26 protein-coding genes are annotated in these 23,819 nt (G+C 62.1%); 6 read left to right on the top strand and 20 right to left on the bottom strand.

Going from position 1 to position 23,819, the window contains the following annotated elements; all coding sequences use genetic code 11:
- Positions 1 to 132 precede the first annotated feature (132 nt).
- From A4A58_RS21705 to purB, 7 genes are all read right to left on the bottom strand, one after another.
- Positions 133 to 1,200 carry a threonine aldolase family protein gene (locus A4A58_RS21705; protein ID WP_068735981.1) on the bottom strand — a complete coding sequence of 356 codons (1,068 nt, stop codon included), beginning with the start codon at positions 1,198 to 1,200 and terminating at the stop codon, positions 133 to 135.
- 103 nt (positions 1,201 to 1,303) lie between these two features.
- A complete protein-coding gene (gene rpsD, locus A4A58_RS21710; RefSeq protein WP_068736313.1) occupies positions 1,304 to 1,921 on the bottom strand; it encodes a 30S ribosomal protein S4 in 618 nt (205 codons plus the stop codon).
- Between the two features lie 308 nt (positions 1,922 to 2,229).
- The gene (locus A4A58_RS21715) at positions 2,230 to 3,000 is read right to left on the bottom strand and encodes an HpcH/HpaI aldolase family protein (protein ID WP_068735983.1); all 771 of its coding nucleotides are present in this window, start codon (positions 2,998 to 3,000) and stop codon (positions 2,230 to 2,232) included.
- A gap of 17 nt (positions 3,001 to 3,017) precedes the next feature.
- On the bottom strand, positions 3,018 to 3,410 hold the full coding sequence (locus A4A58_RS21720; protein WP_068735985.1) for a cupin domain-containing protein: 393 nt from the start codon (positions 3,408 to 3,410) through the stop codon (positions 3,018 to 3,020).
- A gap of 83 nt (positions 3,411 to 3,493) precedes the next feature.
- Complete coding sequence (gene murI / locus A4A58_RS21725; protein WP_068736315.1) at positions 3,494 to 4,285, bottom strand: glutamate racemase; 792 nt, start codon at positions 4,283 to 4,285, stop codon at positions 3,494 to 3,496.
- 335 nt (positions 4,286 to 4,620) lie between these two features.
- A complete protein-coding gene (locus A4A58_RS21730; protein ID WP_068735987.1) occupies positions 4,621 to 5,160 on the bottom strand; it encodes an MOSC domain-containing protein in 540 nt (179 codons plus the stop codon).
- A gap of 7 nt (positions 5,161 to 5,167) precedes the next feature.
- On the bottom strand, positions 5,168 to 6,475 hold the full coding sequence (purB, locus tag A4A58_RS21735) for an adenylosuccinate lyase (RefSeq protein WP_068735989.1): 1,308 nt from the start codon (positions 6,473 to 6,475) through the stop codon (positions 5,168 to 5,170).
- Positions 6,476 to 6,728: 253 nt separating this feature from the next.
- Here purB and A4A58_RS21740 point away from each other — a divergent pair, with 253 nt between their 5' ends.
- Positions 6,729 to 7,547 (top strand): DUF3800 domain-containing protein, encoded by an 819-nt coding sequence (locus A4A58_RS21740; protein WP_068735991.1) that lies wholly within the window; start codon positions 6,729 to 6,731, stop codon positions 7,545 to 7,547.
- A 101-nt stretch (positions 7,548 to 7,648) separates the two neighbouring features.
- Here the strand turns inward: A4A58_RS21740 and A4A58_RS21745 are convergent, their stop codons facing one another.
- Both A4A58_RS21745 and rpe read right to left on the bottom strand, forming a co-directional pair.
- Positions 7,649 to 8,437, bottom strand: coding sequence for a DUF2259 domain-containing protein (locus A4A58_RS21745; RefSeq protein WP_068735993.1), 789 nt, complete (start codon positions 8,435 to 8,437; stop codon positions 7,649 to 7,651).
- A gap of 542 nt (positions 8,438 to 8,979) precedes the next feature.
- On the bottom strand, positions 8,980 to 9,681 hold the full coding sequence (gene rpe / locus A4A58_RS21750; protein ID WP_068735995.1) for a ribulose-phosphate 3-epimerase: 702 nt from the start codon (positions 9,679 to 9,681) through the stop codon (positions 8,980 to 8,982).
- A 290-nt stretch (positions 9,682 to 9,971) separates the two neighbouring features.
- Between rpe and A4A58_RS21755 the strand changes: the two genes are divergently transcribed.
- The gene (locus tag A4A58_RS21755) at positions 9,972 to 10,721 is read left to right on the top strand and encodes an EF-hand domain-containing protein (RefSeq protein ID WP_068736317.1); all 750 of its coding nucleotides are present in this window, start codon (positions 9,972 to 9,974) and stop codon (positions 10,719 to 10,721) included.
- Here the strand turns inward: A4A58_RS21755 and A4A58_RS29755 are convergent.
- On the bottom strand, positions 10,686 to 10,937 hold the full coding sequence (locus A4A58_RS29755; RefSeq protein ID WP_081421991.1) for a KTSC domain-containing protein: 252 nt from the start codon (positions 10,935 to 10,937) through the stop codon (positions 10,686 to 10,688). The genes A4A58_RS21755 and A4A58_RS29755 overlap by 36 nt on opposite strands.
- Positions 10,938 to 11,002: 65 nt before the next feature.
- Positions 11,003 to 11,995: a P1 family peptidase gene (locus tag A4A58_RS21760; RefSeq protein WP_068735997.1), complete on the bottom strand. Its 993-nt coding sequence runs from the start codon at positions 11,993 to 11,995 to the stop codon at positions 11,003 to 11,005.
- Positions 11,996 to 12,297: 302 nt separating this feature from the next.
- Between A4A58_RS21760 and A4A58_RS21765 the strand changes: the two genes are divergently transcribed.
- A complete protein-coding gene (locus A4A58_RS21765; RefSeq protein ID WP_068735999.1) occupies positions 12,298 to 13,032 on the top strand; it encodes a cytochrome c biogenesis CcdA family protein in 735 nt (244 codons plus the stop codon).
- A gap of 60 nt (positions 13,033 to 13,092) precedes the next feature.
- Here the strand turns inward: A4A58_RS21765 and A4A58_RS30860 are convergent, their stop codons facing one another.
- Positions 13,093 to 13,233 carry a hypothetical protein gene (locus tag A4A58_RS30860; RefSeq protein WP_158005720.1) on the bottom strand — a complete coding sequence of 47 codons (141 nt, stop codon included), beginning with the start codon at positions 13,231 to 13,233 and terminating at the stop codon, positions 13,093 to 13,095.
- A 196-nt stretch (positions 13,234 to 13,429) separates the two neighbouring features.
- On the opposite strand from A4A58_RS30860, the gene A4A58_RS21770 reads away from it, so the two are divergent.
- A complete protein-coding gene (locus A4A58_RS21770) occupies positions 13,430 to 14,095 on the top strand; it encodes an outer membrane protein (RefSeq protein WP_068736001.1) in 666 nt (221 codons plus the stop codon).
- 203 nt (positions 14,096 to 14,298) lie between these two features.
- Here A4A58_RS21770 and A4A58_RS21775 read toward each other — a convergent pair whose 3' ends face one another.
- Together A4A58_RS21775 and A4A58_RS21780 are read right to left on the bottom strand one after the other, a co-directional pair.
- Positions 14,299 to 14,961 carry a DUF3313 domain-containing protein gene (locus A4A58_RS21775; RefSeq protein ID WP_068736002.1) on the bottom strand — a complete coding sequence of 221 codons (663 nt, stop codon included), beginning with the start codon at positions 14,959 to 14,961 and terminating at the stop codon, positions 14,299 to 14,301.
- Between the two features lie 85 nt (positions 14,962 to 15,046).
- Positions 15,047 to 15,625, bottom strand: a complete 579-nt coding sequence (locus A4A58_RS21780) for a DUF2147 domain-containing protein (protein WP_349509584.1) — start codon at positions 15,623 to 15,625, stop codon at positions 15,047 to 15,049.
- 222 nt (positions 15,626 to 15,847) lie between these two features.
- Between A4A58_RS21780 and A4A58_RS21785 the strand changes: the two genes are divergently transcribed.
- Positions 15,848 to 16,522, top strand: a complete 675-nt coding sequence (locus A4A58_RS21785; RefSeq protein ID WP_068736006.1) for a TetR/AcrR family transcriptional regulator — start codon at positions 15,848 to 15,850, stop codon at positions 16,520 to 16,522.
- A gap of 274 nt (positions 16,523 to 16,796) precedes the next feature.
- On the opposite strand, the gene A4A58_RS21790 is transcribed toward A4A58_RS21785, so the two are convergent.
- The 6 genes from A4A58_RS21790 to A4A58_RS21815 form a co-directional block, all read right to left on the bottom strand.
- Entirely contained in the window at positions 16,797 to 17,912 is a 1,116-nt protein-coding gene (locus tag A4A58_RS21790) for a branched-chain amino acid ABC transporter substrate-binding protein (RefSeq protein ID WP_068736008.1), read from the bottom strand.
- A gap of 305 nt (positions 17,913 to 18,217) precedes the next feature.
- On the bottom strand, positions 18,218 to 19,327 hold the full coding sequence (locus tag A4A58_RS21795; RefSeq protein ID WP_068736011.1) for a branched-chain amino acid ABC transporter substrate-binding protein: 1,110 nt from the start codon (positions 19,325 to 19,327) through the stop codon (positions 18,218 to 18,220).
- Between the two features lie 147 nt (positions 19,328 to 19,474).
- Positions 19,475 to 20,197, bottom strand: coding sequence for an ABC transporter ATP-binding protein (locus tag A4A58_RS21800; protein WP_068736013.1), 723 nt, complete (start codon positions 20,195 to 20,197; stop codon positions 19,475 to 19,477).
- 11 nt (positions 20,198 to 20,208) lie between these two features.
- Complete coding sequence (locus tag A4A58_RS21805) at positions 20,209 to 21,039, bottom strand: ABC transporter ATP-binding protein (protein ID WP_068736015.1); 831 nt, start codon at positions 21,037 to 21,039, stop codon at positions 20,209 to 20,211.
- Positions 21,036 to 22,358: a high-affinity branched-chain amino acid ABC transporter permease LivM gene (livM, locus tag A4A58_RS21810; RefSeq protein WP_086937111.1), complete on the bottom strand. Its 1,323-nt coding sequence runs from the start codon at positions 22,356 to 22,358 to the stop codon at positions 21,036 to 21,038. The genes A4A58_RS21805 and livM overlap by 4 nt, the downstream gene beginning before the upstream one ends.
- A gap of 10 nt (positions 22,359 to 22,368) precedes the next feature.
- Positions 22,369 to 23,286, bottom strand: coding sequence for an ABC transporter permease subunit (locus tag A4A58_RS21815; RefSeq protein ID WP_068736019.1), 918 nt, complete (start codon positions 23,284 to 23,286; stop codon positions 22,369 to 22,371).
- Between the two features lie 318 nt (positions 23,287 to 23,604).
- Between A4A58_RS21815 and A4A58_RS31170 the strand changes: the two genes are divergently transcribed.
- Positions 23,605 to 23,757: a hypothetical protein gene (locus tag A4A58_RS31170; RefSeq protein WP_165826979.1), complete on the top strand. Its 153-nt coding sequence runs from the start codon at positions 23,605 to 23,607 to the stop codon at positions 23,755 to 23,757.
- Positions 23,758 to 23,819: the final 62 nt, after the last annotated feature.

Consider the following 23,819-nt stretch of genomic DNA (forward strand, 5'->3'; position numbering starts at 1 on the left):
CCTGTTCCACATACTCAGTCCTCATCCTGAGGAGCGCGCTCTTGCGCGCGTCTCGAAGGATGGGCCAAACATCTCATGGTTCGAGACGGCGCCAAGCGGCGCCTCCTCACCATGAGGGCCGTCGGGATAAGGCTAAACCGCTCGCACCACGTCCCTGATCAATCCCAACGTTTCTTCGATCATGTCAGCAGAGACATCCAGATGCGTGCAGGCGCGGATGCGGCCGTCCATGGTGGCGAGCAGCACGCCTTTCGCGCGCAAGGCTTTCACCATAGCAGCACCGCTGATGCCTGCGCCCGCGGGATCGAAGAAGACGAGATTGGTCTCCGGCTGCTGAACGGCGATCCCGTCGATCTGGCCCAGTCCGTGCGCCAGCGCGTGCGCATTCGCGTGATCGTCGGCGAGGCGCTCGACGTGATGGTCCAGCGCGTGGATGCAGGCGGCGGCAACGATGCCGGCCTGGCGCATCGAGCCGCCCAATCCCTGCTTCCAGCGCCACACTGCATCAATGTAGTCGCGCGTGCCGGCGAGCACGGCTCCGATCGGCGCGCCGAGCCCCTTACTGAAATCGATCCACACCGAGTCCCAGCCATCGGACATCCTGCTCGCACCGATACCGGTGGCGACGCAGGCATTCATCAGTCGCGCGCCATCCATATGCGTGGCAAGGCCGCGGTCACGCGCGATGGTGACGATCGCTTCGAGATCGGATTTCGACCAGATGGTGCCGCCGCCGATATTGGCAGTCTGTTCGACGCTGACCACGGTCTGCGCTGCCTCGTAGCGCGTGCGCGGATGCAATGCGGCGCGCAGCGCATCTGGCGTGAACTTGCCGTCGGCGCCGTCGAGCCCGGTAATCTGGAAGCCGCCAAGAGCGGCATGGGTGCCGCCCTCGCGCGAGAGAATATGCGCGGTGCGATGCGCGAGGATCTCGTCGCCGGGCCGGCAATGCGCCAGCAGGCCGGCGACATTGCACATGGTACCCGATGGCATGAACACTGCGGCTTCCTTGCCGAGCAGTTCGGCGACGCGGTCGCAGAGCGCGTTGACGGTGGGATCGTCGCCGACCTGCTCATCGCCGACATCTGCCGCAGCCATCGCCGCGCGCATCGCGGGCGTGGGCTTCGTCTGTGTGTCCGACAGCAGATTGATGCGAACCGCCGGCTGTGATGGATCGGGGCGAGCAGGGGTGAAGGGCATTGGGAATTCCACGTTGTTACGCGCGACAGCTTAACCCGTCAGTTGGGTAACAAAAAAGGCCCCGGAAAATCCGGGGCCTTGATCTCGTCAGCGCTGTCAGAACTTAGCGCGAATAGAATTCGACGATCAGATGCGGTTCCATCTGAACGGCGAAGGGGACGTCCGACAGCTGCGGAATGCGGATGAACCTGGCGGTCATCTTGCCGTGGTCGGTTTCGACGTAATCCGGGGTGTCGCGTTCGCCGAGCTGGCTGGCTTCGAGTACGAAAGCGAGCTGCTTGGAGGATTCCTTGATCTCGATGACGTCGCCAACCTTCACGAGATAGCTCGCGATGTTGACGCGCTTGCCGTTCACCTTGATGTGGCCATGGTTGATGAACTGACGGGCCGCAAACATGGTGGCGACGAACTTGGCGCGATACACGACGGTGTCGAGGCGGCGCTCGAGCAGGCCGATCAGGTTTTCACCGGTGTCGCCCTTGAGACGGCCGGCTTCCACATAGATGGAGTGGAACTGGCGCTCGGAAATGTTGGCGTAATAGCCCTTCAGCTTCTGCTTGGCGCGCAGCTGCGTGCCGAAGTCGGAGAGCTTGCCCTTGCGGCGCTGGCCGTGCTGGCCGGGACCGTATTCACGCTTGTTGACCGGAGACTTGGGACGACCCCAAATGTTCTGGCCCATACGGCGGTCGATTTTGTATTTAGCTTCACTACGCTTTGTCATCGCGTCCTCGGTTTTGTCAGCCATCGCGAAGCGATGGCTCTTTTGGTGGATGTGAGGAGACGCGCCCTCCTGTGTACCGTGATCAGTCCAGAGTCTGGAAAATCTCGGCACCGACAGGTTCATTCCCAAAGCTGGGTGGAGAACCACGGGTGCGAAACGCTTCGCGGGCCGAAAACGACCCGCGAGCAAGGCGGTTTCTAGGGTGAAGGCCCGGTTATGTCAATTGAAAGACAGGCATTTTGCCGTTTGGCGGGCTTATAGCGCCAATTCGGCCGGTTTCGACGCAAAATCGGCCTCGAAAGGGCAATTTACCGCCTGATGCCCTCGAATCCGGCGGCGATTCCGCGCTGGAACAGTGACCAGTCGAATCCCAACGCCAGGGCCACATAGCCCCGCTCGATCATGGTGTTGCCCATCTCCGCGTTCAGCGCCGCGCCGCCCAGCGGCACGCCTGACTTGAGGATTCCCGCTTCGGCCTTTGCCACCAGCGCCTGCACCTCGGGATCGCCCGGCTGGCCGCGTTTGCCGATGGATGTCGCGAGGTCGCCGACGCCGATCACCGCGATGTCGATGCCCGGTGTGGCCATGATCTCGCCGATCCGGTTCACCGCATCGATATGCTCGATGGTGATCATGCAGATCATGCTGTCGTCGGCGCGGGCCATGTAGTCGGGCATGCCCACGTTCCAGCGGAATGGCGCGTGGAACGGTCCCCACAGCCGCTCGCCCTGGGTCGGATAGCGCAGGCTGCGCGCCGCCTTATAGGCATCGTCCGCGCTGTTGATCATCGGGAAGTTGATGCCCATCGCGCCGAAATCCATCGGTGCTTTCGCCAGCCATGGCTCATTGGCGGTGATCCGCACCAGCGGCGTGCAAGGCGTGCCCGCGGTGGCCATGATCATCCCGTGGGCGGTGTTGAGATCGATCGGGCCGTGTTCGAGATCGACGATGATCCAGTCCAGCGTCTGCGCCATGATGCGCACGGTCTGGATCGACGGGATGGTAGCAATGGCCCCGAAAGTAGGGCGGCCCTCGCGCCATTTCTGCTTGAGGTCGTGAAATGGCGCGGGGGTCGTCATCGTCAAATGGGATCCTGTTATTTCGGCGCGGGCGTCGCCACCGGCTTGCCGTCTTCCACGACATAGACTGCCATGATCTTCAGGCCCTTGTCGCCGGTCTTCACGTCATGCGGAATTCCGGCCGGGACGGCATAGGAATCGCCGGGCTTGAGCGTTTGGTCTGGCTGGCCCTCGACGATCAGTGTCGCGTCGCCATCGAGGACGTAACCGGTATCGACACCCGGATGGGTATGGCGGCCGGCGAGCTGGTTCGGGCCGAGTTCAGCCACGACCGTCACGATGCGATGGCCGGCGGGATATTTGATGTCCTGCAGCGGCGTGCGCTTGATGCCTTGCGCGCTGGCAGCACCGGCGCAGGCCGTGATCGCCGCGCCGATGAAGAGTGCTTTGAGAAAGCTGGTCCTGAGCATGTCGGTCTCCCTTTGCCGTTCTCTTTTCGGAACGGCGCGCCGCAAGGCTAGCAGCGCGCGAGGGAAAGTCGAGATGCCGCGGACTATGCCGCGACCTGTCCGCCGAAGAACGGCGCCAGCGCTTCCGGCCAGGCATGGCGCTTGCCGGAGGTGTAGAGCAGCACGGCATCGCCGGGCGGTACGCCGGGCTGATGATCTCCGATCAGGCCGACCACGCGGCGTGCGATTGCCGGGGCCGGATCGATCCATGCCACCGGCCAGGGCGCGATGCGATTGAGGTGGTCGAGCAACAGCGGGTAATGCGTGCAGGCGAGCACGATCGTGTCGGTGCGGGCACCGGCGGCGTCCTGCACGAAGCAGGGCGCGATCTCTCGAAACAGTTCGGCGTCGTCGATACCTTGGCCGCCGAGTGCGCCTTCCGCCAGTGCGGCGAGTTCGGCGGAGCCGACCAGCGTGACGATGCAGCCGCCGCCGAATTCGCGGATCAGCGTCTGGGTATATTCGCGCTTCACGGTGCCCGACGTGCCGAGCACGGAGACGCGCTTGCTGACCGAGCGCGCACAGGCCGGCTTGATCGCCGGCACGGTGCCGACAAAGGGCACGGCATAGGCGGCGCGCAGATGGCTGAGCACCAGCGTCGAGGCGGTGTTGCAGGCGATCACCACGAGATCCGGCCGGTGCGCAACGATCAGCTCGCCCATCAGCGGCACCACGCGGCCGATCAGCGCCTCCTCGGTGTGCTGGCCGTAGGGAAAGAACGCGTCATCCGCCACATAGACATAGCGGGCATCCGGACGCGCCTTGGCGATCTCGCGCTGGACGGTAAGGCCGCCGAGACCGGAGTCGAACACAAGGATGGTGGGACGCGTCGGCATCATGAGAGCCTAGGGGAGGATGGTTACTGCGGGGTTGCTACGGGTCTGGCAATCAAGACAGGGGCATTCGGGCTTTTTCGGGAAGGGCTGGGGGCCTCTGTCTTAACCTCTCCCCGCTCTACGCGGGAGAGGTCGCCGCGTCTTCGCGGCGGGTGAGGGGCAAGGCACGCGGCCAGCCCCGCATCGTTCTCTTTCGAAGCGCGAATCTTCGACCCGCGAGCGAAACGCGTGGGATAGGCCGTGCCTCGCCCCTCACCCCACCCCTCTCCCCGCCTAGCGAAGCTTCGCTTCGCACGGGAGCGGGGAGAGGGAGCGCTCTCACACATCTCGACTTGTTACACCGGCGCTAGCGGCTGCCGCGCTCCGGCCGGTAGCTCAACCTTGATCGCGTCGCCCGGCCTGACGTCTCCATCTGCGACAGCCACAGCCATCACTCCGGCCTTGCAGATGACATTGCCTTCCGCATCGCGATCTTGCGTCGCGGCCTTCAGTCCCTCCTGAAAGCGATCCATCAGCACACAGGGCTCGCGCAGGCCGGTGAGTTCGATGATCGCATGCGTGCCGAGATGCAGCCGCGTGCCGGTCGGCAGTGCTGCGAGGTCGATTCCCGATGTGGTGACATTCTCGCCGAGATCGCCGGGCTGGATCGTGAACCCCTCAGCTCGCAATTCGTCGAACAGCTCGCGCGGGATCAGATGCACCTGGCGCAAATTGGGTTTTGTCGGATCGCGACGGCGGTCGTAACGGTGTTTCACCGTCGCGCCCATATGGCCATCGCCCTCGACGCCGAGCCCGCTGAGCAAACGTATGCTCAGGCTTGGCGTCTTGCTGAAGTGATGACCGCGCCGCAGACATACGGCGACGACGCGGCTCATCGAATGATCAGCTCGCGCCGAACACGCGCTTGAAGATCGTGTCCACGTGCTTGAGGTGATAGCCGAGGTCGAACTTCTCGGAGATCTCGTCGTCGGTGAGATACTTCTTCACCTCGGGATCGTTCTTCAACAGTGTCTGGAAGTCGCCTTCGCCGCGCCAGACCGGCATGGCGTTGCGCTGCACGAGCTTGTAGCTGTCTTCGCGCGATGCGCCCTTCTGCGTCAGTGCGATCAGCACGCGCTGCGAATGCACGAGGCCGCCGAGGCGGTCGAGATTCTTCTGCATGTTGGCGGGATAGACCAGCAGCTTCTCGATCACGCCGGCCATGCGGTTCAGCGCGAAGTCGAGGGTCACGGTGGCGTCCGGGCCGAACATGCGCTCGGCGGAAGAGTGCGAGATATCGCGCTCGTGCCACAGCACCACGTTTTCCAGCGCCGGCGTCACATAGGCGCGCACCATGCGGGCAAGGCCGGTGATGTTCTCGGTCAGCACCGGGTTGCGCTTGTGCGGCATCGCCGACGAGCCCTTCTGGCCTTCGGAGAAGAATTCCTCGGCTTCCAGCACCTCGGTGCGCTGCATGTGGCGGATCTCGACCGCGAGGCGCTCCATCGACGAGGCGATGACGCCCAGCGTGGCGAAGAACATCGCGTGGCGGTCGCGCGGGATCACCTGGGTCGAGATCGGCTCCGGCACGAGGCCCATCGCCTTGGCGACATGTTCTTCGACGCGCGGATCGATCTGCGCGAAGGTGCCGACGGCGCCGGAGATCGCGCAGGTCGCGACTTCCTTGCGCGCGGCGACGAGGCGCTCGCGGTTGCGGGTGAATTCGGCATAGGCATAAGCGAGCTTGAGACCGAAGGTGACCGGCTCGGCATGGATGCCATGGGAGCGGCCGATGGTCGGCGTCATCTTGTGCTCGAAGGCGCGCGTTTTCAGCGCCGCCAGCAGGCGGTCGATATCGGCGATCAGGATGTCGGCGCAGCGCGTGAGCTGGACGTTGAGGCAGGTGTCGAGCACATCCGACGACGTCATGCCCTGATGCACGAAGCGCGCTTCCGGGCCGACGATTTCGGCGAGATGGGTCAGGAAGGCGATGACGTCATGCTTGGTCTCGCGCTCGATCTCGTCGATGCGCTCCACATTGAAGGTCGCGTCCTTGGCCTTGGCCCAGATCGTCTTCGCCGCATCCTTCGGAATGGTGCCCAGTTCCGCCAGCGCATCGGCGGCATGCGCCTCGATCTCGAACCAGATCTTGAAGCGGGTCTGCGGCTCCCAGATGGAGGCCATTTCCGGACGGGTATAGCGAGGGATCATCGACGTCTCTGACTGTTGGGGGTTACGCCGCGCTTTAGCAGATCGGGGCGGGGGAGGCCACCTGAACATGATAAGGCGGAATTCAGATATTCCGCGGTCTGAGGAGAAAGTATTCCCTGCAATATGTTGTTCATGTCGGCGAGCGGGGTATTTTTTAGGGAGAAGGGCGCGCTATCGTGATCGTAGCAACGAAGCTTTTCTGACGCTCATTCGTAGTTTTCCGAACTGCGTCGTACGCGATGGTTGATGACCAATGCTGGCCTTTATCGATGGAAGCGGAACGATCAACGACTCCCCAGTCTACGTAATGGCCGGCTACCTTGCGAGGGCAGACGCGTGGGAAGCTTTCACGATTGAATGGAAGGCCGCATTGGACCACCCGAAGGCAATTAAGTACTTTAAAATGTCGGAAGCGTTTAGTCGGCGTGGGCAATTTGCCGGGTGGGATGAAGCGTTGCGGGACGCGCGTCTTCGAATGTTGCCCTCAATAGTCAACCGCCACGCAATCTCTGCGATCATATTTGCTGTCTCAAGTGACGGGTGGAAAAACTACGCCGTCGGTCGGCTTAACGAGAAATACCACGACCGACCGTATTTCTTCGCGTTTCATACCATCATGGCGTCTGCTGTTAAATATTTAGCTGAAAAGGGCATCAGAGAAAAAATTGACTTTGTCTTCGATGAAGAGGGAGGGGAATCCTCCAGACTAATGCTTGAAAGTTTTGATGGCTGGGCAGAAGTCGCGCCGAGCCACCTCAAAGAGTACATCGGGCAAAGACCAATTTATCGAGATGAAAAGAACACTTTGCCGCTGCAGGCCGCCGATCTTCTAGCTTGGCACGTTAGAAGGTCTTTTGCCGAAGGAATTCAAGGAAAGGACGTATCGCAATTGAGCTCCGCAATGCCCGAGCTTTTTGAAGTTGAGCAAGCAAGATCTTTATGGGATGTGAATGATGTGAAGCGTTCGATTGATGGAATTCTTGTGAGGAGTTTTATTCTAGGATTGAATGGCGTGCCGTTAACTTTGCCAGATCCAACTACGGCGATCTGGATTTCGAGAAAAAGAGATTAGGAGTGCCGTAGTTCGGATGGACGTTTGCGCAATCGCAGGTCTCAATGCGCCGTGGCACGTCCGGAAGTTCGCTTCGCTCTATGCGGGGGCGCCTGCTAAAATTACGGCTTGGGCAGCCGCATCGTTACCGCCGTGAATCTTCTGTTCGGCCCGGCGTGAAACTGATGCGCATCCACGGTTTCGACCAGCACCGCCAGCGTCTGCGTGCCGTCCTTGGCCTGATGATGATAGACATCGGCAATCCCGTAGGCGGTCACGCAGCGGCGGCGCTTGGGTAACTGCTTGTCCTGCGCCAGGGTGACGGGCGCGGCGCCGTCAATGCTCATTTGCAGGATCATGCCGGTGACGATGACGCTGCCATAGGTGCCGCGGCCGCCGGCGCCATAGCATGACGCCTTGCCGAGCGCCTGATCGGAGAGTGTGAGCACCAGCTTGCGGCCATCCGGCAAAGTGATGGTCTGCGTGGCGGCGAGCGGCTTCGGGTCCATCTGATAGATGCCGATCTCGTCGAGATCCATCGACGGTTTGCCGGCGAAGCGCGTGCCGGGCTCGGTGATACCAAGCTTGCCCAGCAGCGGCTTGGCCTTGGCCATCAGCTCGGCGCGCACGGCATCCACTTCGCGCTCGTCATCGTCTTTGGTGCGAATGGAGAAGGGCGTGCCCTTCGCAAAGTCGTCGGTGCGCGTGTCGATCACCTGGATTTCGGCGACGATCTCGGTCGCATCATAGAGCTGCGTATAGTGCTCGAAGGCGAAATGCGTGCCGTCCGGCGAGAAGCCGATCACTTTGCGCGCGGCGGCATCACCGGCCTGCGCCGTGCCGAGCAGGGCGAACGAGAGCAGGGGAGCGAGCAGGAAGCGGCGAAAGCCGGCGATTGAATGCTGTGTCATCCCGGTTGGTCGCGCTGCGCGGAGCAAAGTTCATGCGCATATTGGTCTTCGCAGGTGTTGACAATATTCCTTTAAGGACTATTATCTGAATTGTCCGGTTCGCGAGGGGCGCTTCATGAGGCGTCTTGAGGTGGAACAGGGATGCGGCGCCTGCGGGCGGGAGGGAGACGTTCCCTCACGCACTCGGGAGGCCTTGGGTCACCGTCCGGCCCCACTACGGGGGTCTGCCACTCATGCTGGCTGGACGTGGCATTGGTGAACGGCGGGAAACCGTCGGGATCAGCGGAGTGCGGAGCTCTGCGCCTTTGCCCGGAAGAACGGTCCCGGGGACAGAAATCGCCGCGGTGGCGCGCCGTGAGGCGTTGCGCGGTTGCAGCTTGCCGGCGTTCCGGCGGAGCGGATCGCGACAGAAACCACCCCTTGCGCCTCACGGCGCGCCGCCACCCCTCATGTTTCGAGGGGAGACGATCCGCACAGCTCGGGCTCATTGAGCCGCGAGACAGCGGAAGCGTGGCTGTTTGAAATTTGAATCGGGAGAGGCGCTACACCATCTCGCCGCGGGCATTCGCTGCCGCCGCGCGGATGTCGTCGATATTCGCCTTGTAGCTTTCCACCGTGCCGCCCTTGAATACGGCCGAGCCGGCAACGAAGGCATTGGCACCTGCTGCGGCGAGTTGTCCGGCGACTGCAGCGGACACGCCGCCATCGACTTCGATATCGATCGGACGGCCCGCGGTCATCGCGCGCAGGTCCGAGATCTTGCCGAGCGCGGACGGAATGAACGCTTGGCCGCCGAAGCCGGGATTGACCGACATCACCAGCACGAGATCGACGAGATCGATCACATATTCGATGGCCGAGATGGGCGTGCCGGGATTGAGCGAGACGCCGGCCTTCTTGCCGAGATTGCGGATCGCCTGCAGCGAGCGATGCAGATGCGGGCCCGCCTCGGCATGGACGGTGATGTGGTCGCAGCCGGCCTTGGCGAAGGCTTCGAGATAGGGATCGCATGGTGCGATCATCAGATGCGCGTCGAAGATCTTCTTGGTGTGCGGGCGCATCGCCTTGATGACGTCGGGGCCGTAGGAAATGTTCGGCACGAAATGGCCGTCCATCACGTCGAGATGCATCCAGTCGGCGCCGGCGGTATCCACGGCGCGGACCTCTTCGCCGAGCTTTGCGAAATCAGCCGCCAGAATGGACGGGGCGATCACCAGCGGGCGGGGCGTGAAGCTCTGGGACATCGAATTATCCTGGGGTTTTCCTGAACGTTTTCTGACGGCAGCGAATGGACCGCCTCGCGTAACATGGGGCCGGGGTGCGGGCAACGCGCCAGCCACGGCCGCGCCATCGACGCGCTGCAGCAGGATGGTCCCGGCACATTCTGCCGCAAGGGCACGATTTGCCGGGAAACGCGGGCGGCCCGTGCGACCAAGCCCGTTGTTTTATCGAACTTTTTTCGGTGGCATGGGGCTTGCTCCGTATTCCCCAGGGAATTCACGCCGCACGCTGCGGCATGATCAGGAATTTGACGATGCTGCCAGCCCTTGCTGCCGCCACCACCGCGATCGATGCGCTGCAGGCGCTCACGAAGTCGAAGTCGAAGGCCGCGACCACCACGACCGGTGTCACCCAGAAGAGCGCCAGCCCGTTCGATGTCGCCAGCACGTCGACGGCGAGCGCCACGTCATCGACGGCAACCTCCGCCACCAGCAGCACGAACAGTTCCTACAAGCTGGCCCCGGGCACCATGAGCACGCTGCTCGATGCCCAGAGCCAGCCCGCGACGGCAGCCTCTTCGGCGAAACGATCTGAAGCGCTGAGCAGGCTGATGGGGCTGCTCGACAGCGACGGCAGCGGCGGCATCAGCAAGGCGGAGTTCGAGAAGAAGCTCGGTGCCGGCGGCACCAACACGGCCAATGCCGACAAGGTATTCGCCGAACTCGACAAGAACGGTGACGGCTCGGTCAATATCGATGAATTGAGCCCGGCGCTGAATGGCGGCAAGGCACATCACGCCGGCGGCGGCGGCGGTATGGGCGGTGGATCTGGTGGTGGCTCTGACACTGCTGGTTCGACCACAACGACCACGGTGAATGCTGATGGCAGCACCACGACGTCTATCGCCTATGCGGACGGATCGACGGTGAGTTCGACCACGGCCGTCCCGGCGTCGTCTACGTCATCAACCGCAAGCTCGTCCTATAACGCGATCGAAAAGATGATCGCGCGTCAGGCGCAGCAGATCTCAAATGCGAAGTCGACGCTGGCGATCAGCGCCTGATCTGCGCTCTGATCCCGAACGCGGGAGTTCACGATAGGTAAAACGATCGCGGACGCGGTGGTTAAAAAATACACCGCGTGACGCCGCGCTGCTGAAGGCCGCGTGAACTTCCGGCGGCACCTGCGCATAAGCATACCGACGGCCGCTCGTGAAGGTGACGCGCATTTCGCGACTCACCGGGTCATAAGTGACGTGTCGAATCGCAGTCGACGGCATCGCAATCCTCCGAATGTCTCCTGGATAGAAACAATCACCGATGCGATTGGTTGCGTAGCGATGACCTAGTTCCGGTCGCGAAACGCTGGAAGCGCGCCGGCAAACGGCAGCGCCGTCGCTTCATAGACGCCACGCGCAATGGCGCGGGCGATCACATTACCCGCGATCATGCCGAGTTCAGTGAGTCCGACCAGTGGATCGATCGGCTTCTCGCCCGTCGCGGCCGCAAACACGATGTCGCCATCGAGCGGCGCATGCACCGGATAGATTGCGCGCGCAAATCCGGTCTGCGCCATCATGGCGAGACGCCGTGCCTGCGCCTTGGTCAGGATCGCATCTGTAATAACGACGGCAAGTGTCGTGTTCTCGATCGAGGTTGCCGCCGGTCCGCCCTTGATACGCATCGCCAGCACCTCGGGCTTCAACTTGTTCGGCATGCCGTGTCCGCCGAACTCATTGCCGACTTCGAAGGGCGCCGCCCAGAAGTGTGGGCCATCGCCGATCGTGACACTGCCGACCGCATTGACTGCAGCGAGTGCGGCGACGCGCACGCCCGATGGCGTGACGGCGGAGGCCGAGCCAATGCCACCCTTGTAGTTGACTGTCGTGGCGCCGAGCCCTGCGCCGACGCTGCCGAGCTTGAAGTCATCGCTGGCGGCCGCGGCGGCGGCATAGCCGAGATCGCGATAGGGCGGAAAGCGGCCCCAGTTCTTGTCGCCGCCATCGAGCAGGTCGAACAGGATCGCGCCGGGCACGATGGGGATGACGGCATTGCCGATCTGGTAGCCGCGGCCCTGTTCGGCGAGCCAGGCCTGTACGCCGCCGCCGGCTTCGAGCCCGAAGGCCGAGCCGCCGGCCAGCGCGAGACCGTGGATGGCGTCCACAGTGTTCACAGGATCGAGCAGGGCGCTTTCGCGCGTGCCCGGTCCGCCGCCGCGGATGTCCACCGAGGCCACGGCAGGCCTGTCGAACAGGATGGCGGTGACGCCGGAGGCCAGTCTGGCGTCGTCCGCGTGGCCGACGCGAACGCCGGCGATATCGGTGAGCAGGTTCTTCATGGCGGTTCCGCTTCTTTCGTTCCCTCTCCCCCAGCGCAGCAAAGCTGCGCGCCGCGGGAGAGGGTGCCCGAGCGTAGCGAGGGCGGGAGAGGGCATTCTGGGCACGACTGCGTCTGGCGCAAGCCCTCTCCCGTCTCGCCCCCCGTGCGAAGCGAAGCTTCGCTAGAGGGTTCGATCCACTCTCTCCCGCAAGCGGGAGAGGGGAAAAAAAGCGCGATCACGCGCGATCACAACAGCCGGAAGTGGCGGGCATTTGATCCATCCCGCTTGCATCCCGTCATGTCAGCGGTGCATCTAGCCGCATGATCTCCGATGTCACGATCCCCGCCGCATTGATTGCCGGCATTGTCTCATTCCTGTCGCCCTGCGTGCTGCCGCTGGTGCCGCCCTATCTCATCTATCTCACGGGCGCGACCATCGAGCATATTGCCGATGACGAGCAGGAAGCGGCCTCGAAGCGCGCGGTGATGATTTCGGCGGCCGTGTTCGTGCTGGGCTTCTCCACGGTGTTCGTGGCGCTCGGCGCCAGCGCCAGCCTGGTCGGCAGCGTGATCCGCTCCTATGCGGCGGAACTGTCAATCGTTGCCGGCATCCTGATCATCCTGATGGGCCTGCACTTCCTTGGCCTGACGCGCATCGGTCTCCTGATGCGCGAGGGACGTCTGAGCATGCCCAGGCCGGTTGGCCTGTGGGGCGCCTATGTGATGGGTCTGGCTTTCGCGTTTGGCTGGACGCCGTGTATCGGACCTATCCTTGCGGCGATCCTGTCGGTGGCGGCGGCAGAAGCAACGGTGACTAAGGGCGCGGGCTTGCTCGCGGTTTATTCCCTCGGCCTCGGCATCCCGTTCCTGATCGCGGCCTTCATGGTGGAGCAATTCTCCAGTATGTTCGCGCGCATGAAGAAGCATCTCGTCCATGTCGAGCGCGCGATGGGCGTGTTGATGGTGATCACCGGTATCGCGTTTCTCACCGGCGCCGTGTCGAATGCCAGTATCTGGCTGCTTGAAACGTTTCCCGCGCTGCAGAATTTCGGCTAGGCGCATCAATCGCCGAACCTGTTATCGGGCCCTCGCCATCACGGCGTTCTGCGCACCGTTCTAGACCAGATCCCCGATATCGAGCCCCGACAGCGCGCCGAGCACCGGCGTGTTCGTGGCCGCGTCGTCGGCCTTATGCGTCGCGTATGGGTGCGCGGTGATCGGGAAGCGATGTCTCGTCCGCTTCGGAATGTAATCCATCGTGATGCATCGGACGGCTTCGGCGCCCGGCAGGGCTGACGACGCGACCTCCGACCGAATTGCGCTTCGATCATCCGATGCCTTGCATTTCGGCTTGCAGTCTCAGATGGCAGAGATTAATAGTACGATATAGTTTGATTAATGGCCGATGGTCATTTCGAGCTTGGGTGATCAGCAATGTGGGGAGACCGGGTCCATGACCCTCGAAAATTCGATGAATAACTGGAAGGCGAGTTCTGCTTTGGTGCTGGCGGTCGTTCTTGCCGCGGGCGTCGCGCATGCGGCGGATCTGCCGTATCGCAAGGCCGATCCGGTCTATGCGCCGGCGTTGCCGGCAGCCTTTTCGTGGACCGGCTTCTATGCCGGCGCCAGCGTGGGCGGCGGTTTCAGCGGCACCGATGCTTTCAACAGCTATCTGGGAACGAGCGGCGGCAAGGCCGATGGCGTCGTTGGCGGCCTTCAGGTCGGCTACAATTATCAGGTCTCGTCGCGGTTCGTGGTCGGCATCGAAAACGACTTCATGGCTTCGGGTCTCAAGACGAGCCGCAATGGCATCAACGAAGTGAGTTTGCCATTCTACGGGACGGGCCGCGGTCGTGCGGGCGTGACGTTCATGGATTCACATTTGCTCGTCTACGGCACCGGCGGCATGGCTTTCGGAGAGGTGAAGGACTCAGGGATCGACAAGATGCGCATCGGCTGGACCGCTGGTGGCGGCGTTGAATGGGCTTTTCGGCAGAACTGGTCGGCCAAGGTCGAATATCTCTACACCGATCTCTACAGGAACCTCAAAAAGGATGACTTGCCGGATCGCACCCAGAAATTCCAAACGATCACCGTCGGTGTGAACTATCATTTCTAAGTTGTTCAAGCTGATGTCTTCGGCCGATCGCGATTGATCTGCGACAAACGTGACGAGACCAAGAGCCTGCTGCGAGCCGGCTCTTGGTCACGGGCGTCTCGTCGTTATCGAGACCCGACGGTCTGTTGGTAACAGATGAAATCCTACACTCGTTCAATGTTGTTCTGATCAAGCGACAGGGACGAATCCGATACGACGCAGCATCATCTCATTTGTGCGATCAGCGCATCTGCGCCCTGGTCGATCCCGGTTTCTGCCGCAGTCAGCGGTCCGACGGTTGCCTTGATGTTGGTCGGCTTCGGATATTGCTTGGTAACGAACGCGTTGAGCAGGCGGGAGGTCGACGCATCGAAGATCTCGACGGCATAGATGACCGAGCCCGTCATCGATCCCTCGCCGTCGCGGGCGGCTTGCACGCCGTTGTAGACGAGGCCTCCGACGTCGATCCGTGACAGGGTGCCGAGCACCGGCGTGGTCTTGACGGCACCAGTCAGCGTCAGTCTCACACGTAGTGTATTTGGCCCCCGTTGATTGGCGAGCGCGAAGCGGCTGCCCAGCTTCTCCGCGAACCGCGCCTGCATGGTGCGCGCGAGCGACGCCTTGTCTTCTTCGGTCATGTCGCCGAATTGCTGATCCGCGCCCCGATAGATCACGATCGGTTCGATGATGACCTTGTTGTAGGAGCGCCAGTCCACCGTGGTGGAGTAGCGATACGGAATACGTCCGGACGTATCGGACGGATTCGGTGCCAGTTGGGATGACGAAGCGACATCCGAATAGGGCACCGGCGCTATGCTTGCGCACCCCGTCAAGGCAGCGCAGAACGCGAGGACCGCCAGACGGTCCACTCGCGAGAGTGTGTACATCTCAAACTCCAGTTTTGATTTTTGAGGTCAATGCGAATGAAGGCGGCCGCACCGATACGACGTGGTATCGGAAGCTCCGCAGCCGCTATTTACTGGCGCGTGTCGTCGCTGGCGGTTTCGCCTGGGCCTTCTGCATCCACTCTTTATCGGCCTTGGGGCCGTTCGGATCGCCTGTCATGCCCACCAACTGTCCGGGCACGGCATTCGTGGTTTGAGTCCAGGTCTGCGTGGCGCAGAAAATCGACATCATGCAGCCCTTGACCTTCAGGTCGATCGCCTCACGCCACAGCGAAATCTCGTAGGATTTGCCGTTCTCTGCATTGTAGATCTGGCCTTCAAAGCGCCCCGCCGGGTTGAGCTTCAGGCCCATGATCAATTGGTGACCGAGAACGGGTCGGAATTGCTTCGTCTTGTCCGGATTGTTCAGGTCTTTGAGTGGTTGCCCATTCGCGTCGTTGGGCTCTTTGGCCCAGACGATATAGCCGCAAATTTGCTCCTGCTTCGATCCGCATCGCTCGACGCGTATGCGCGCGCGGCCATCCTCCGTAAGCCAGGTGCCGCTCGGATCGGCTGGTGCTGCTGCGACGGGGCTGACGAGAGCCATCTGGCATATGGCGAGAGCGGTACGCACAACTATTCGGGAAACCAATGTCATCTGTCTCATATCTGGTCCTCGGATCACGAAAAGCGCTGGAGCCCGTATTCCCGCGAGGGCTGCCGCTCTTTCGTTACCTCTACAAGATTAATCAAACGATACCGTACTATTTATACTCTACCGTGCGCCGTCGCAAGCCTATATGCGGTGAAATCGAATGATCGATTGCGCGGGCCGGGTGGTAAAAGCAGTCGGGAAGCGTGCAGAGAATGCCCCGGAGAGAAAGCCAAGATGACTGTTGCCAAGGCCAAGCCGAGCAAAGCCGCGCCACGAAGCAGCGGGCGGCCGACGAAGGAACAGGCCGGGCGCATTACCGACCACATCGTCGAGGTGGCGAGAGGGCTCTTCCTGGAGTCGAGTTTCGAGGCGATCAGCGTTGATCTGATCGCGGCGACAGCCCGGATCTCGAAGCAGACCTTCTACGCCCGCTTTGCCTCCAAGGAGGCGCTGTATGCGGCGGTGATCCGGAAGGGGACGAATGACCTTCTCAAGCCGGCCGTCACCGACTCCAATCGCGACGGTCCGATCGAAGCGACCTTGGTCAAACTCGGACTGGAGCTTTCAAAGCGCGCACTCGCGCCGGCGGCCATCGCGCTGGAACGGCTGGTGATGGCCGAAGCACATCAATTCCCGGAGCTGGCGTCTGCCTATCACGGGACTGGCCTTCACGTGCGAGAGCAGATTGCCGGCATTTTCACCAACGCCATGCGCGACGGACAGATACGATCAGGAGATGCCAGCTTCATCGCCGAGCAGTTCGTCTACGCGGTGGCCGACGGTCCTGTGCGAGCCATGGTCCTCAGCGGTAAGATCGTCAAATCGGAGAAGGAGCTGCGCGAGCGTGTCACTGCCGCAGTCAGGCTGTTTCTGGATGGATGCCGCGATCGTCCTGCGCGGCACAGCTAGATCAGTCCGGACTCCGGAGCCGGCGTGGTGTCCAATGCCAGCATCTGGCTGCTGTAGACGTTTCCAGTGTTGCAGAATTTCGGGTAGGGGCGGGCGTCAACACTCTCAACTGTCATCGCCCGGCCTGGCGCGCAATTGCGCGCTTGGACCGGGCGATCCAGTAAACAACGGCTTTAGTTGTGAAGCCGCTACGACAGCGTCTGCTGGATCCCCGCTTTCGCGGGGATAACAGTCGTGGGGTGGCAGCGGCGGTCGGCGATGACGCGAATACGCCTCACGTCCCCTTCGCGTCGATCTGGGTGTAGTTGCCCTTGGCGTCCCACTTGTAGACGACGTAGTCGATCGCCTTGATGTCGCCCTTGGCGTCGAACGCCATCTTGCCGAGTACGGTGTCCCATTCGCCGGCCTTGATCACGTCCATCACCTTCTTGGTGTCGGTGGTGCCGGCCTTGGCGACGGCCTGCGACCAGACCTGGAACGCTGCATAGGTGTAGAGCGTGTAGCCTTCGGGATCGATGTTCTTGGCCTTGAACTTCTCGACGATCGCCTTCGCCGTCGGCTTGTTGCGCGGATCGGGGCCGAAGGTGAACAGCGTGCCTTCTGCGGCCGGGCCGGTGATGGAGGCGAATTCCTTGTCGTTCATGGCGTCGCCGGCCATCAGCACGGTCTTGAGGCCCTGGTCGCGCATCTGACGCAGAATGAGACCGGCTTCCTGGTGATAGCCGCCCACGTAAACCAGATCGATATTGTCGCGCTTCAGACGTGAGACGATCGAGTTAAAGTCCTTGTCGCCCTTGTTGTAGCTCTCGAACATCTTTTCGGTAAAGCCGGCCTTGTTGAGTGCCTTCTTGGTCTCGTCGGCGAGACCCTTGCCATAAGTGGTCTTGTCGTTGAGGATCGCGACGTTCTTGCCCTTGAAGTTCTTGGCAATGTAGTCGGCGGCAACGAGGCCCTGCTGGTCGTCACGGCCGCAGACGCGCAGCACATTGGCGAGCTTGCGTTCGGTGAACAGCGGATTGGTCGAAGCCGGCGTGATCTGCAGCACGTTGCCGTCGGCATAGGCTTCGGAGGCCGGGATCGACGATGACGAGCAGAAGTGGCCGGCGACGAACGGCATCTTGGAGCTTGCGAACTTCTCGGCGATCGAGCGGGCCTGTTTGGGATCGCAGGCATCGTCACCGACCTGCAGCGCCAGCTTCTTGCCGAGCACGCCGCCAGCGGCGTTGAGATCGGCCACAGCCTGGTCGGCGCCGTTCTTCATCTGGCGGCCGAAGGCCGATTCGCCGCCCGTCATCGGGCCGGCGACCGCGACGTTGATGTCCTGTGCAAAAGCTGCGGTTGAGAGCAGCGACGCGGCAAAGGCCAGGCCGATCACATTCAATGGTTTCATGGGGATGATCCTCGCAAAGAGTTTTCGGCCACAAACGCAATCCGGCCGCCCGAACGATAGGATCATTCTCAACTTATTTTGATGCCGAGTCATCGGCAATTTTCGGCCGCAAACAGCCAGCCTGCGAGTCCGGCTGCGGCAGGTCGTCGCAAGAGCTTTCGCTGTGCGAGCCCGCTCCGGCGGATCAAAAAAGATGCCGAAACCGCCCTGGTGTGGGCAGTCGCGTCACGTCGGCACAGGCATCGACATCATGACGTGAGGCGAGCCGCACCTCTCGCTATGCGGGAGAGGTGCGGCCGGCAGGCTTACTGCTTCAGTTCGGCGTAGTCGCCCTTGGCGTCCCACTTGTAGACGACATAGTCGATCGCCTTGATGTCGCCCTTGGCGTCGAACGCCATCTTGCCGAGCACGGTGTCCCATTCGCCGGCCTTGATCGTGTCCATCACCTTCTTGGTGTCGGTGGTGCCGGCCTTGGCGACGGCCTGCGACCAGACCTGGAACGCCGCATAGGTGTAGAGCGTGTAGCCCTCGGGATCGATGTTCTTGGCCTTGAAGCGGTCGACGATCGCCTTGGCGGTCGGCTTGTTGCGCGGGTCGGGGCCGAAGGTGAACAGCGTGCCTTCCGCAGCCGGGCCGGTGATCGAGGCGAACTCCTTGTCGTTGATGGCGTCGCCCGCCATCAGCACCGTCTTGAGGCCCTGATCGCGCATCTGGCGCACGATGAGGCCGGCTTCCTGGTGATAGCCGCCCACGTAAACCAGATCGATATTGTCGCGCTTCAGGCGCGACACGATAGCATTAAAATCCTTGTCGCCCTTGTTGTAGCTCTCGAACATCTTCTCGGTGACGCCGGCCTTGTTCAGCGCCTTCCTGGTCTCGTCGGCGAGGCCTTTTCCATAAGTCGTCTTGTCGTTCAGGATCGCGATATTCTTGCCCTTGTAGGTCTTGGCAATGTACTCGCCGGCGACAAAACCCTGCTGATCGTCGCGGCCGCAGACGCGCAGCACATTGGCGAGCTTGCGTTCGGTGAATAGCGGATTGGTCGAGCCCGGCGAGATCTGCAGCACATTGCCGTCGGCATAGGCTTCCGAGGCCGGGATCGACGACGACGAACAATAGTGACCGGCGACGAACGGAATGCGCGCGCTGGCGAATTTCTCGGCGATCGAGCGCGCCTGCTTGGGATCGCAGGCGTCGTCGCCGACCTGCAGCGCCAGCTTCTTGTTCAGCAGGCCGCCGGCGGCGTTGATGTCGGCGACGGCGAGTTCGGCGCCATTCTTGAACTGGCGGCCGAAGGCGGATTCGCTGCCGGTCATCGATGATGCGACGGCGACAGGAATATCCTGTGCCAGTGCAACGGACGCCAGCGCAATCGACGCACCCGCCGTCAGACCGATGAGTTTGATGAATTTCATAGGAAGTCCCCGTGTTCCGTTCGAATGCAGACAAACGCGACGCCGTGACGGAATCGCGATTGGCGCATCATTCTACCTTCAGAATAGTGTCGATTGTTTGCATCGCTGTGCGTGTTCGATCGTCATGCGATGAAGGATATCAATCCGTCAGCCGTGCCGGCCGCCTTCGAGATAGGCGGAGCGGATTTCCGGGGCCTTCAGCAATTCGGCGCCGCTGCCTGACAGGGTGATCAACCCGTTGACCATGACGTAGCCGCGATGGGCCAGACGTAGCGCGTGATTGGCGTTCTGCTCGACGATCAGGACCGTCAATCCGTCCTGCTTGTTGAGCACACGGATCGCGTCGAAAATCTGCTTGGCGATCAGCGGTGCCAGACCCAGCGAGGGTTCGTCGAGCAGCAGCAGGCGCGGACGGCTCATCAGCGCGCGGCCGATGGCCAGCATCTGCTGCTCGCCGCCGGACAGCGTGCCGCCGCGCTGGGTCATGCGCTCCTTGAGGCGCGGAAACAGCGTTAACACCTTGTCGAGGCTGATGGCGCGCTCGGCAGGACTGCTCTCATTGACGTCGGCGCCCATCTGCAGATTTTCCGCCACGCTCATGCGCGGGAAAATCCGGCGGCCTTCGGGTGATTGCGCGATGCGCATGCGCGCGATCTCGTGGGTCGGTAGGTCGGTAATGTCCGTCCCGTCATAGGTGATCAGGCCCGAGCGCGCCCGCGGCTTGCCGAAGATCGTCATCATCAGTGTCGATTTGCCGGCGCCGTTGGCGCCGATCAGCGCAACGATCTCGCCGTGCTTGATGTCGAGATCGACGCCTTTCAGCGCTTCGATCTTGCCATAGGATGCGTGCAGGCCGGCGATGGCGAGCATGGGGGCAGCGCTCACGTCTCGCCCTCCATCACTGCAATGGCTTCCTCTTCATCCGCGCCGAGATAGGCGGCGATGACTTTGGGATTGTCGCGAATTTGCTGCGGCGTGCCGTCGGCGATCTTCACGCCGTAATCGAGCACGTTGATATGGTCGGAGATCTGCATCACGACGGACATGTCATGCTCGATGAGCAGGATCGATGTGCCATGTTCGGCGCGGATCTTCAGCAATAGCTCATTGAGCGCCGCGCTCTCGCGCGCGTTGAGGCCGGCTGCGGGCTCGTCGAGGCACAGCAGTGCGGGTTCGGTACACATCGCGCGCGCGATTTCGAGGCGGCGCTGGTCGCCGTAAGGCAGGTTGCCGGCGGCATCGTCAGCGCGCTCCAGCAGGCCGATCTGATCGAGCCAGTAGCGCGCGAGGTCGATCGCAGCCTTCTCGGCGGCGCGATAGCTGGGCACGCCGAACAGGCCGAGGAGCGTGAAGCCCGAGGCGCGCATCAGCGTGTTGTGCTGCGCCACCATCAGGTTTTCCAGTGCGGTCATCCCGGGAAACAGCCGGATATTCTGGAAGGTGCGCGCGACCTTGGCGATCTTCGAGATGCGGAAGTCGTTCAGCCGCTCCAGCCGCCATTCACCGTCGCTGTGGCGCAGCTTGATGGTGCCGGATGTCGGTTTGTAGAAACCGGTGATGCAATTGAAGACGGTGGTCTTGCCGGCGCCGTTGGGGCCGATCAGCGCAGTGATCTTGCCGCGCTCGGCCGTGAAGGACAGATTGTTGACGGCGACGATGCCACCGAAGCGCATCGTCAGATTTTCAACGCTGAGGATGTCGTTGATGTTCATCCATGCCCCTCTTTGACGAGGTCGGACGAGATTGCCGTGTTGCGTTCGAGAAAGACGGTCGGAGCGCGATGGCCGATCAGGCCGCGCGGGCGCCAGATCATCAGCAGCACCATGGCGCCGCCGAATACGAGCATGCGGAATTGCTCGAGCCCTCTGAACAGCTCGAAGCCACCGATCATCGCGAGCGCTGCGAGCGCCACGCCGAGCTGCGAGCCCATGCCGCCGAGCACGACGATGGCCAGCACCAGCGCCGACTCGTGGAAGGTGAATGACTCGGGGCTGATGAAACCCTGACGGGTCGCAAAGAACGCGCCGGCGAAGCCGCCGAACATGGCACCGGTGGCGAAGGCTGTGAGTTTGGTCGTCGTCGTATTGATGCCGAGCGCGCGGCAGGCGACTTCGTCTTCGCGCAGCGCTTCCCAGGCGCGGCCGATCGGCAGGCGGCGCAGGCGGATGGTGACCCAGTTCGTGAGCAGTGCGAGCGCGAGGATCAGATAGAACAGGAAGACGATGCGGTGGGTCGGTGAGAACTCGATGCCAAGGCGGGCAGCAAGGCCGTCATCGCCCGGCGTCAGCGGAATGCCGAACATCGTGGGGCGCGGAATGCCGGAGATGCCGTTGGGGCCACCGGTGAGGGTCTGCCAGTTGATGATGACGAGGCGGATGATCTCGCCGAACGCCAGGGTGACGATGGCAAGGTAGTCGCCGCGCAGCCGCAGTACCGGAAAGCCGAGCAGCACGCCGAAGAACGCGGCGAGAATGCCGGCGAGTGGCAGGCAGATCCAGAACGACAGGCCGAAATTGGTGGCCAGCAGCGCGTAGGAATAGGCGCCGACGGCATAGAAGGCGACATAGCCGAGATCGAGCAGGCCGGCGAGGCCGACCACCACATTCAGACCCCAGCCAAGCATCACGTAAGTCAGCACGAGAATGCCGAGATCGAGGATGTAGCGCTCGTCGTAAAAGATCACGGGTACGAGGAAGGCGAAGATCAGCAGTGCGGGCACCAGCGCGCGGCCGGCAAAGGAAAACGCCTTCTGCGCCGACGGCGGCACGACGCGAACGGTCTCCACCGGTCCCCACCAGTGGCGCAGCAACTCCATCACGATACTGCCGCCGAACACCACGGCGACCATGGCGGCGAGATCGCCGAAGCGGGTCCACCAGGTCAGTTGTCCGTCGGAGCCGGCTTCGGTGCGGATGCCGATCATCAGCGAGAACAGCACCAGCGCGACAAGCGCGGAGATCACGGCCTTCTTCAGGATGAATGCGGTATTCAGACCGTGGGCAGTTTTAGCTTGGGATGCGGTTGCTGCCACTTGGATCCCGTCAGACTTTTTCGACTTCGGGACGGCCGAGGAGGCCGGTCGGCAGGAAGATCAGCACCACGATCAGAATCGAAAAGGCGGCGACGTCCTTGTATTCGGTGGAGAAGTAGGCGGCCCACAATGTCTCGATCAGGCCGATCAGCAAGCCGCCGAGCATCGCGCCAGGCAGTGAGCCGATGCCGCCGAGCACGGCGGCCGTGAAGGCCTTGATGCCGGCGACGAAGCCCATGAAGAAATCGACGAGGCCGTAATAGAGCAGATACATCATCCCCGCGACGGCGGCGAGCGCGGCACCGATCACGAAGGTCATGGAGATGGTGCGGTCGACATCGACACCGAGCAGCGAGGCCATGGTCTGGTCCTGTTCGCAGGCGCGCATGTCGCGGCCGAGGCGCGTGCGGGCCACCAGCCAGGTGAATAGCGCCAGCAGCACGATGGTGGTGATGACGACGATGATCTGGATGTTGGACAAGCGTACGGCGAAACCGTCGGCACCTTCGTGCAGCGTGTAGCCGCCGGTAATGATCGGCGGCACTGGCTTGACGCGGGCGCCCTGTGCGACCTGCGAGAAATTGGTCAGCACGAAAGACATGCCGATCGCCGACAGCATCGGCGCGAGACGGAAGGAATGGCGCAAGGGACGGTAGGCGATGCGCTCGATGGTCCAGCCGTAGAGCGAGGTAATCGCCATCGACACCAGCAGCACCAGCAGCAGGATCACCGGCACCGTGGTGAGGCCGATCGACACCAGGATGAGAAACGTGATCAGCGCGATGAAGCCGCCGATCATGAAGATGTCGCCATGGGCGAAATTGATCATGCCAACGATGCCGTAGACCATCGTGTAGCCGATCGCGATCAGGCCATAGATGGAGCCGAGCACGAGACCGTTGATCAGTTGCTGGGCGAAATAATCCATGCGCTGCCGGATTCGAGTGAGGCGCCACCATGATCCGGCAGCCGGATCATTGCGTCGTTGTATCGTTTTCTAACAGCGGCCATTGGAGGCGGCAACAGGGGGCGATGCGGCTAAAGTAGCCTGTACATGCTGTTTTTCGCGGCGATTGGCGTCCGTTCGCTTGCGCCGCAGCGCACACAAATCCGCGCCTTACTAGCGGCTGTTCCGGTGTCACAGTTGCGCCGTGCAACGGCCTTGCAATCATCACGCGGGAACCGAAACGAACATCGAGGCCGCTCGTTGTCAGGCGTTGAATGGTTCAACACAGGAGATTGAAGAATGTCCAATCAGAACCAGCAAAAGCCCGGTCAGCAGAAGCCAGGCCAGCAGAGCCAGAATCCGGGGCAGCAGGGCCAGAAGCCCGGCCAGCAGCAGGGCGGGGGTCAAAATCCTGGCCATGAGCAGGACCCGAGCCGGCAAGGCCAGAAATAGGCCGCCAGGTCGACATCAATCGAGATTTGGGTCGTTCTCAGCGACCCATGTGGAAGGCCCCT

This window comes from Tardiphaga robiniae, assembly GCF_001618955.1.
Classification (GTDB): domain Bacteria; phylum Pseudomonadota; class Alphaproteobacteria; order Rhizobiales; family Xanthobacteraceae; genus Tardiphaga; species Tardiphaga robiniae_A.

Excerpts from the sequence above, each read along its gene's own strand:
- A4A58_RS21705 (WP_068735981.1), bottom strand. The coding sequence starts at position 1,200 with ATGCCCTTCACCCCTGCTCGCCCCGATCCATCACAGCCGGCGGTTCGC.
- rpsD (WP_068736313.1), bottom strand. The coding sequence starts at position 1,921 with ATGACAAAGCGTAGTGAAGCTAAATACAAAATCGACCGCCGTATGGGC.
- A4A58_RS21795 (WP_068736011.1), bottom strand. The coding sequence starts at position 19,327 with ATGAAATTCATCAAACTCATCGGTCTGACGGCGGGTGCGTCGATTGCG.
- A4A58_RS30860 (WP_158005720.1), bottom strand. The coding sequence starts at position 13,233 with ATGGATTACATTCCGAAGCGGACGAGACATCGCTTCCCGATCACCGCG.
- purB (WP_068735989.1), bottom strand. The coding sequence starts at position 6,475 with ATGATCCCTCGCTATACCCGTCCGGAAATGGCCTCCATCTGGGAGCCG.
- A4A58_RS21745 (WP_068735993.1), bottom strand. The coding sequence starts at position 8,437 with ATGACACAGCATTCAATCGCCGGCTTTCGCCGCTTCCTGCTCGCTCCC.
- A4A58_RS21800 (WP_068736013.1), bottom strand. The coding sequence starts at position 20,197 with ATGCTCGCCATCGCCGGCCTGCACGCATCCTATGGCAAGATCGAAGCG.
- A4A58_RS21740 (WP_068735991.1), top strand. The coding sequence starts at position 6,729 with ATGCTGGCCTTTATCGATGGAAGCGGAACGATCAACGACTCCCCAGTC.
- A4A58_RS21730 (WP_068735987.1), bottom strand. The coding sequence starts at position 5,160 with ATGAGCCGCGTCGTCGCCGTATGTCTGCGGCGCGGTCATCACTTCAGC.
- A4A58_RS21715 (WP_068735983.1), bottom strand. The coding sequence starts at position 3,000 with ATGACGACCCCCGCGCCATTTCACGACCTCAAGCAGAAATGGCGCGAG.
- A4A58_RS21780 (WP_349509584.1), bottom strand. The coding sequence starts at position 15,625 with ATGAGACAGATGACATTGGTTTCCCGAATAGTTGTGCGTACCGCTCTC.
- A4A58_RS21755 (WP_068736317.1), top strand. The coding sequence starts at position 9,972 with ATGCTGCCAGCCCTTGCTGCCGCCACCACCGCGATCGATGCGCTGCAG.
- A4A58_RS21760 (WP_068735997.1), bottom strand. The coding sequence starts at position 11,995 with ATGAAGAACCTGCTCACCGATATCGCCGGCGTTCGCGTCGGCCACGCG.
- A4A58_RS21775 (WP_068736002.1), bottom strand. The coding sequence starts at position 14,961 with ATGTACACACTCTCGCGAGTGGACCGTCTGGCGGTCCTCGCGTTCTGC.
- murI (WP_068736315.1), bottom strand. The coding sequence starts at position 4,285 with ATGCCGACGCGTCCCACCATCCTTGTGTTCGACTCCGGTCTCGGCGGC.
- A4A58_RS21720 (WP_068735985.1), bottom strand. The coding sequence starts at position 3,410 with ATGCTCAGGACCAGCTTTCTCAAAGCACTCTTCATCGGCGCGGCGATC.
- A4A58_RS21770 (WP_068736001.1), top strand. The coding sequence starts at position 13,430 with ATGACCCTCGAAAATTCGATGAATAACTGGAAGGCGAGTTCTGCTTTG.
- A4A58_RS31170 (WP_165826979.1), top strand. The coding sequence starts at position 23,605 with ATGTCCAATCAGAACCAGCAAAAGCCCGGTCAGCAGAAGCCAGGCCAG.
- rpe (WP_068735995.1), bottom strand. The coding sequence starts at position 9,681 with ATGTCCCAGAGCTTCACGCCCCGCCCGCTGGTGATCGCCCCGTCCATT.
- A4A58_RS21785 (WP_068736006.1), top strand. The coding sequence starts at position 15,848 with ATGACTGTTGCCAAGGCCAAGCCGAGCAAAGCCGCGCCACGAAGCAGC.
- A4A58_RS21790 (WP_068736008.1), bottom strand. The coding sequence starts at position 17,912 with ATGAAACCATTGAATGTGATCGGCCTGGCCTTTGCCGCGTCGCTGCTC.
- A4A58_RS29755 (WP_081421991.1), bottom strand. The coding sequence starts at position 10,937 with ATGCCGTCGACTGCGATTCGACACGTCACTTATGACCCGGTGAGTCGC.
- A4A58_RS21815 (WP_068736019.1), bottom strand. The coding sequence starts at position 23,286 with ATGGATTATTTCGCCCAGCAACTGATCAACGGTCTCGTGCTCGGCTCC.
- A4A58_RS21805 (WP_068736015.1), bottom strand. The coding sequence starts at position 21,039 with ATGAACATCAACGACATCCTCAGCGTTGAAAATCTGACGATGCGCTTC.
- A4A58_RS21765 (WP_068735999.1), top strand. The coding sequence starts at position 12,298 with ATGATCTCCGATGTCACGATCCCCGCCGCATTGATTGCCGGCATTGTC.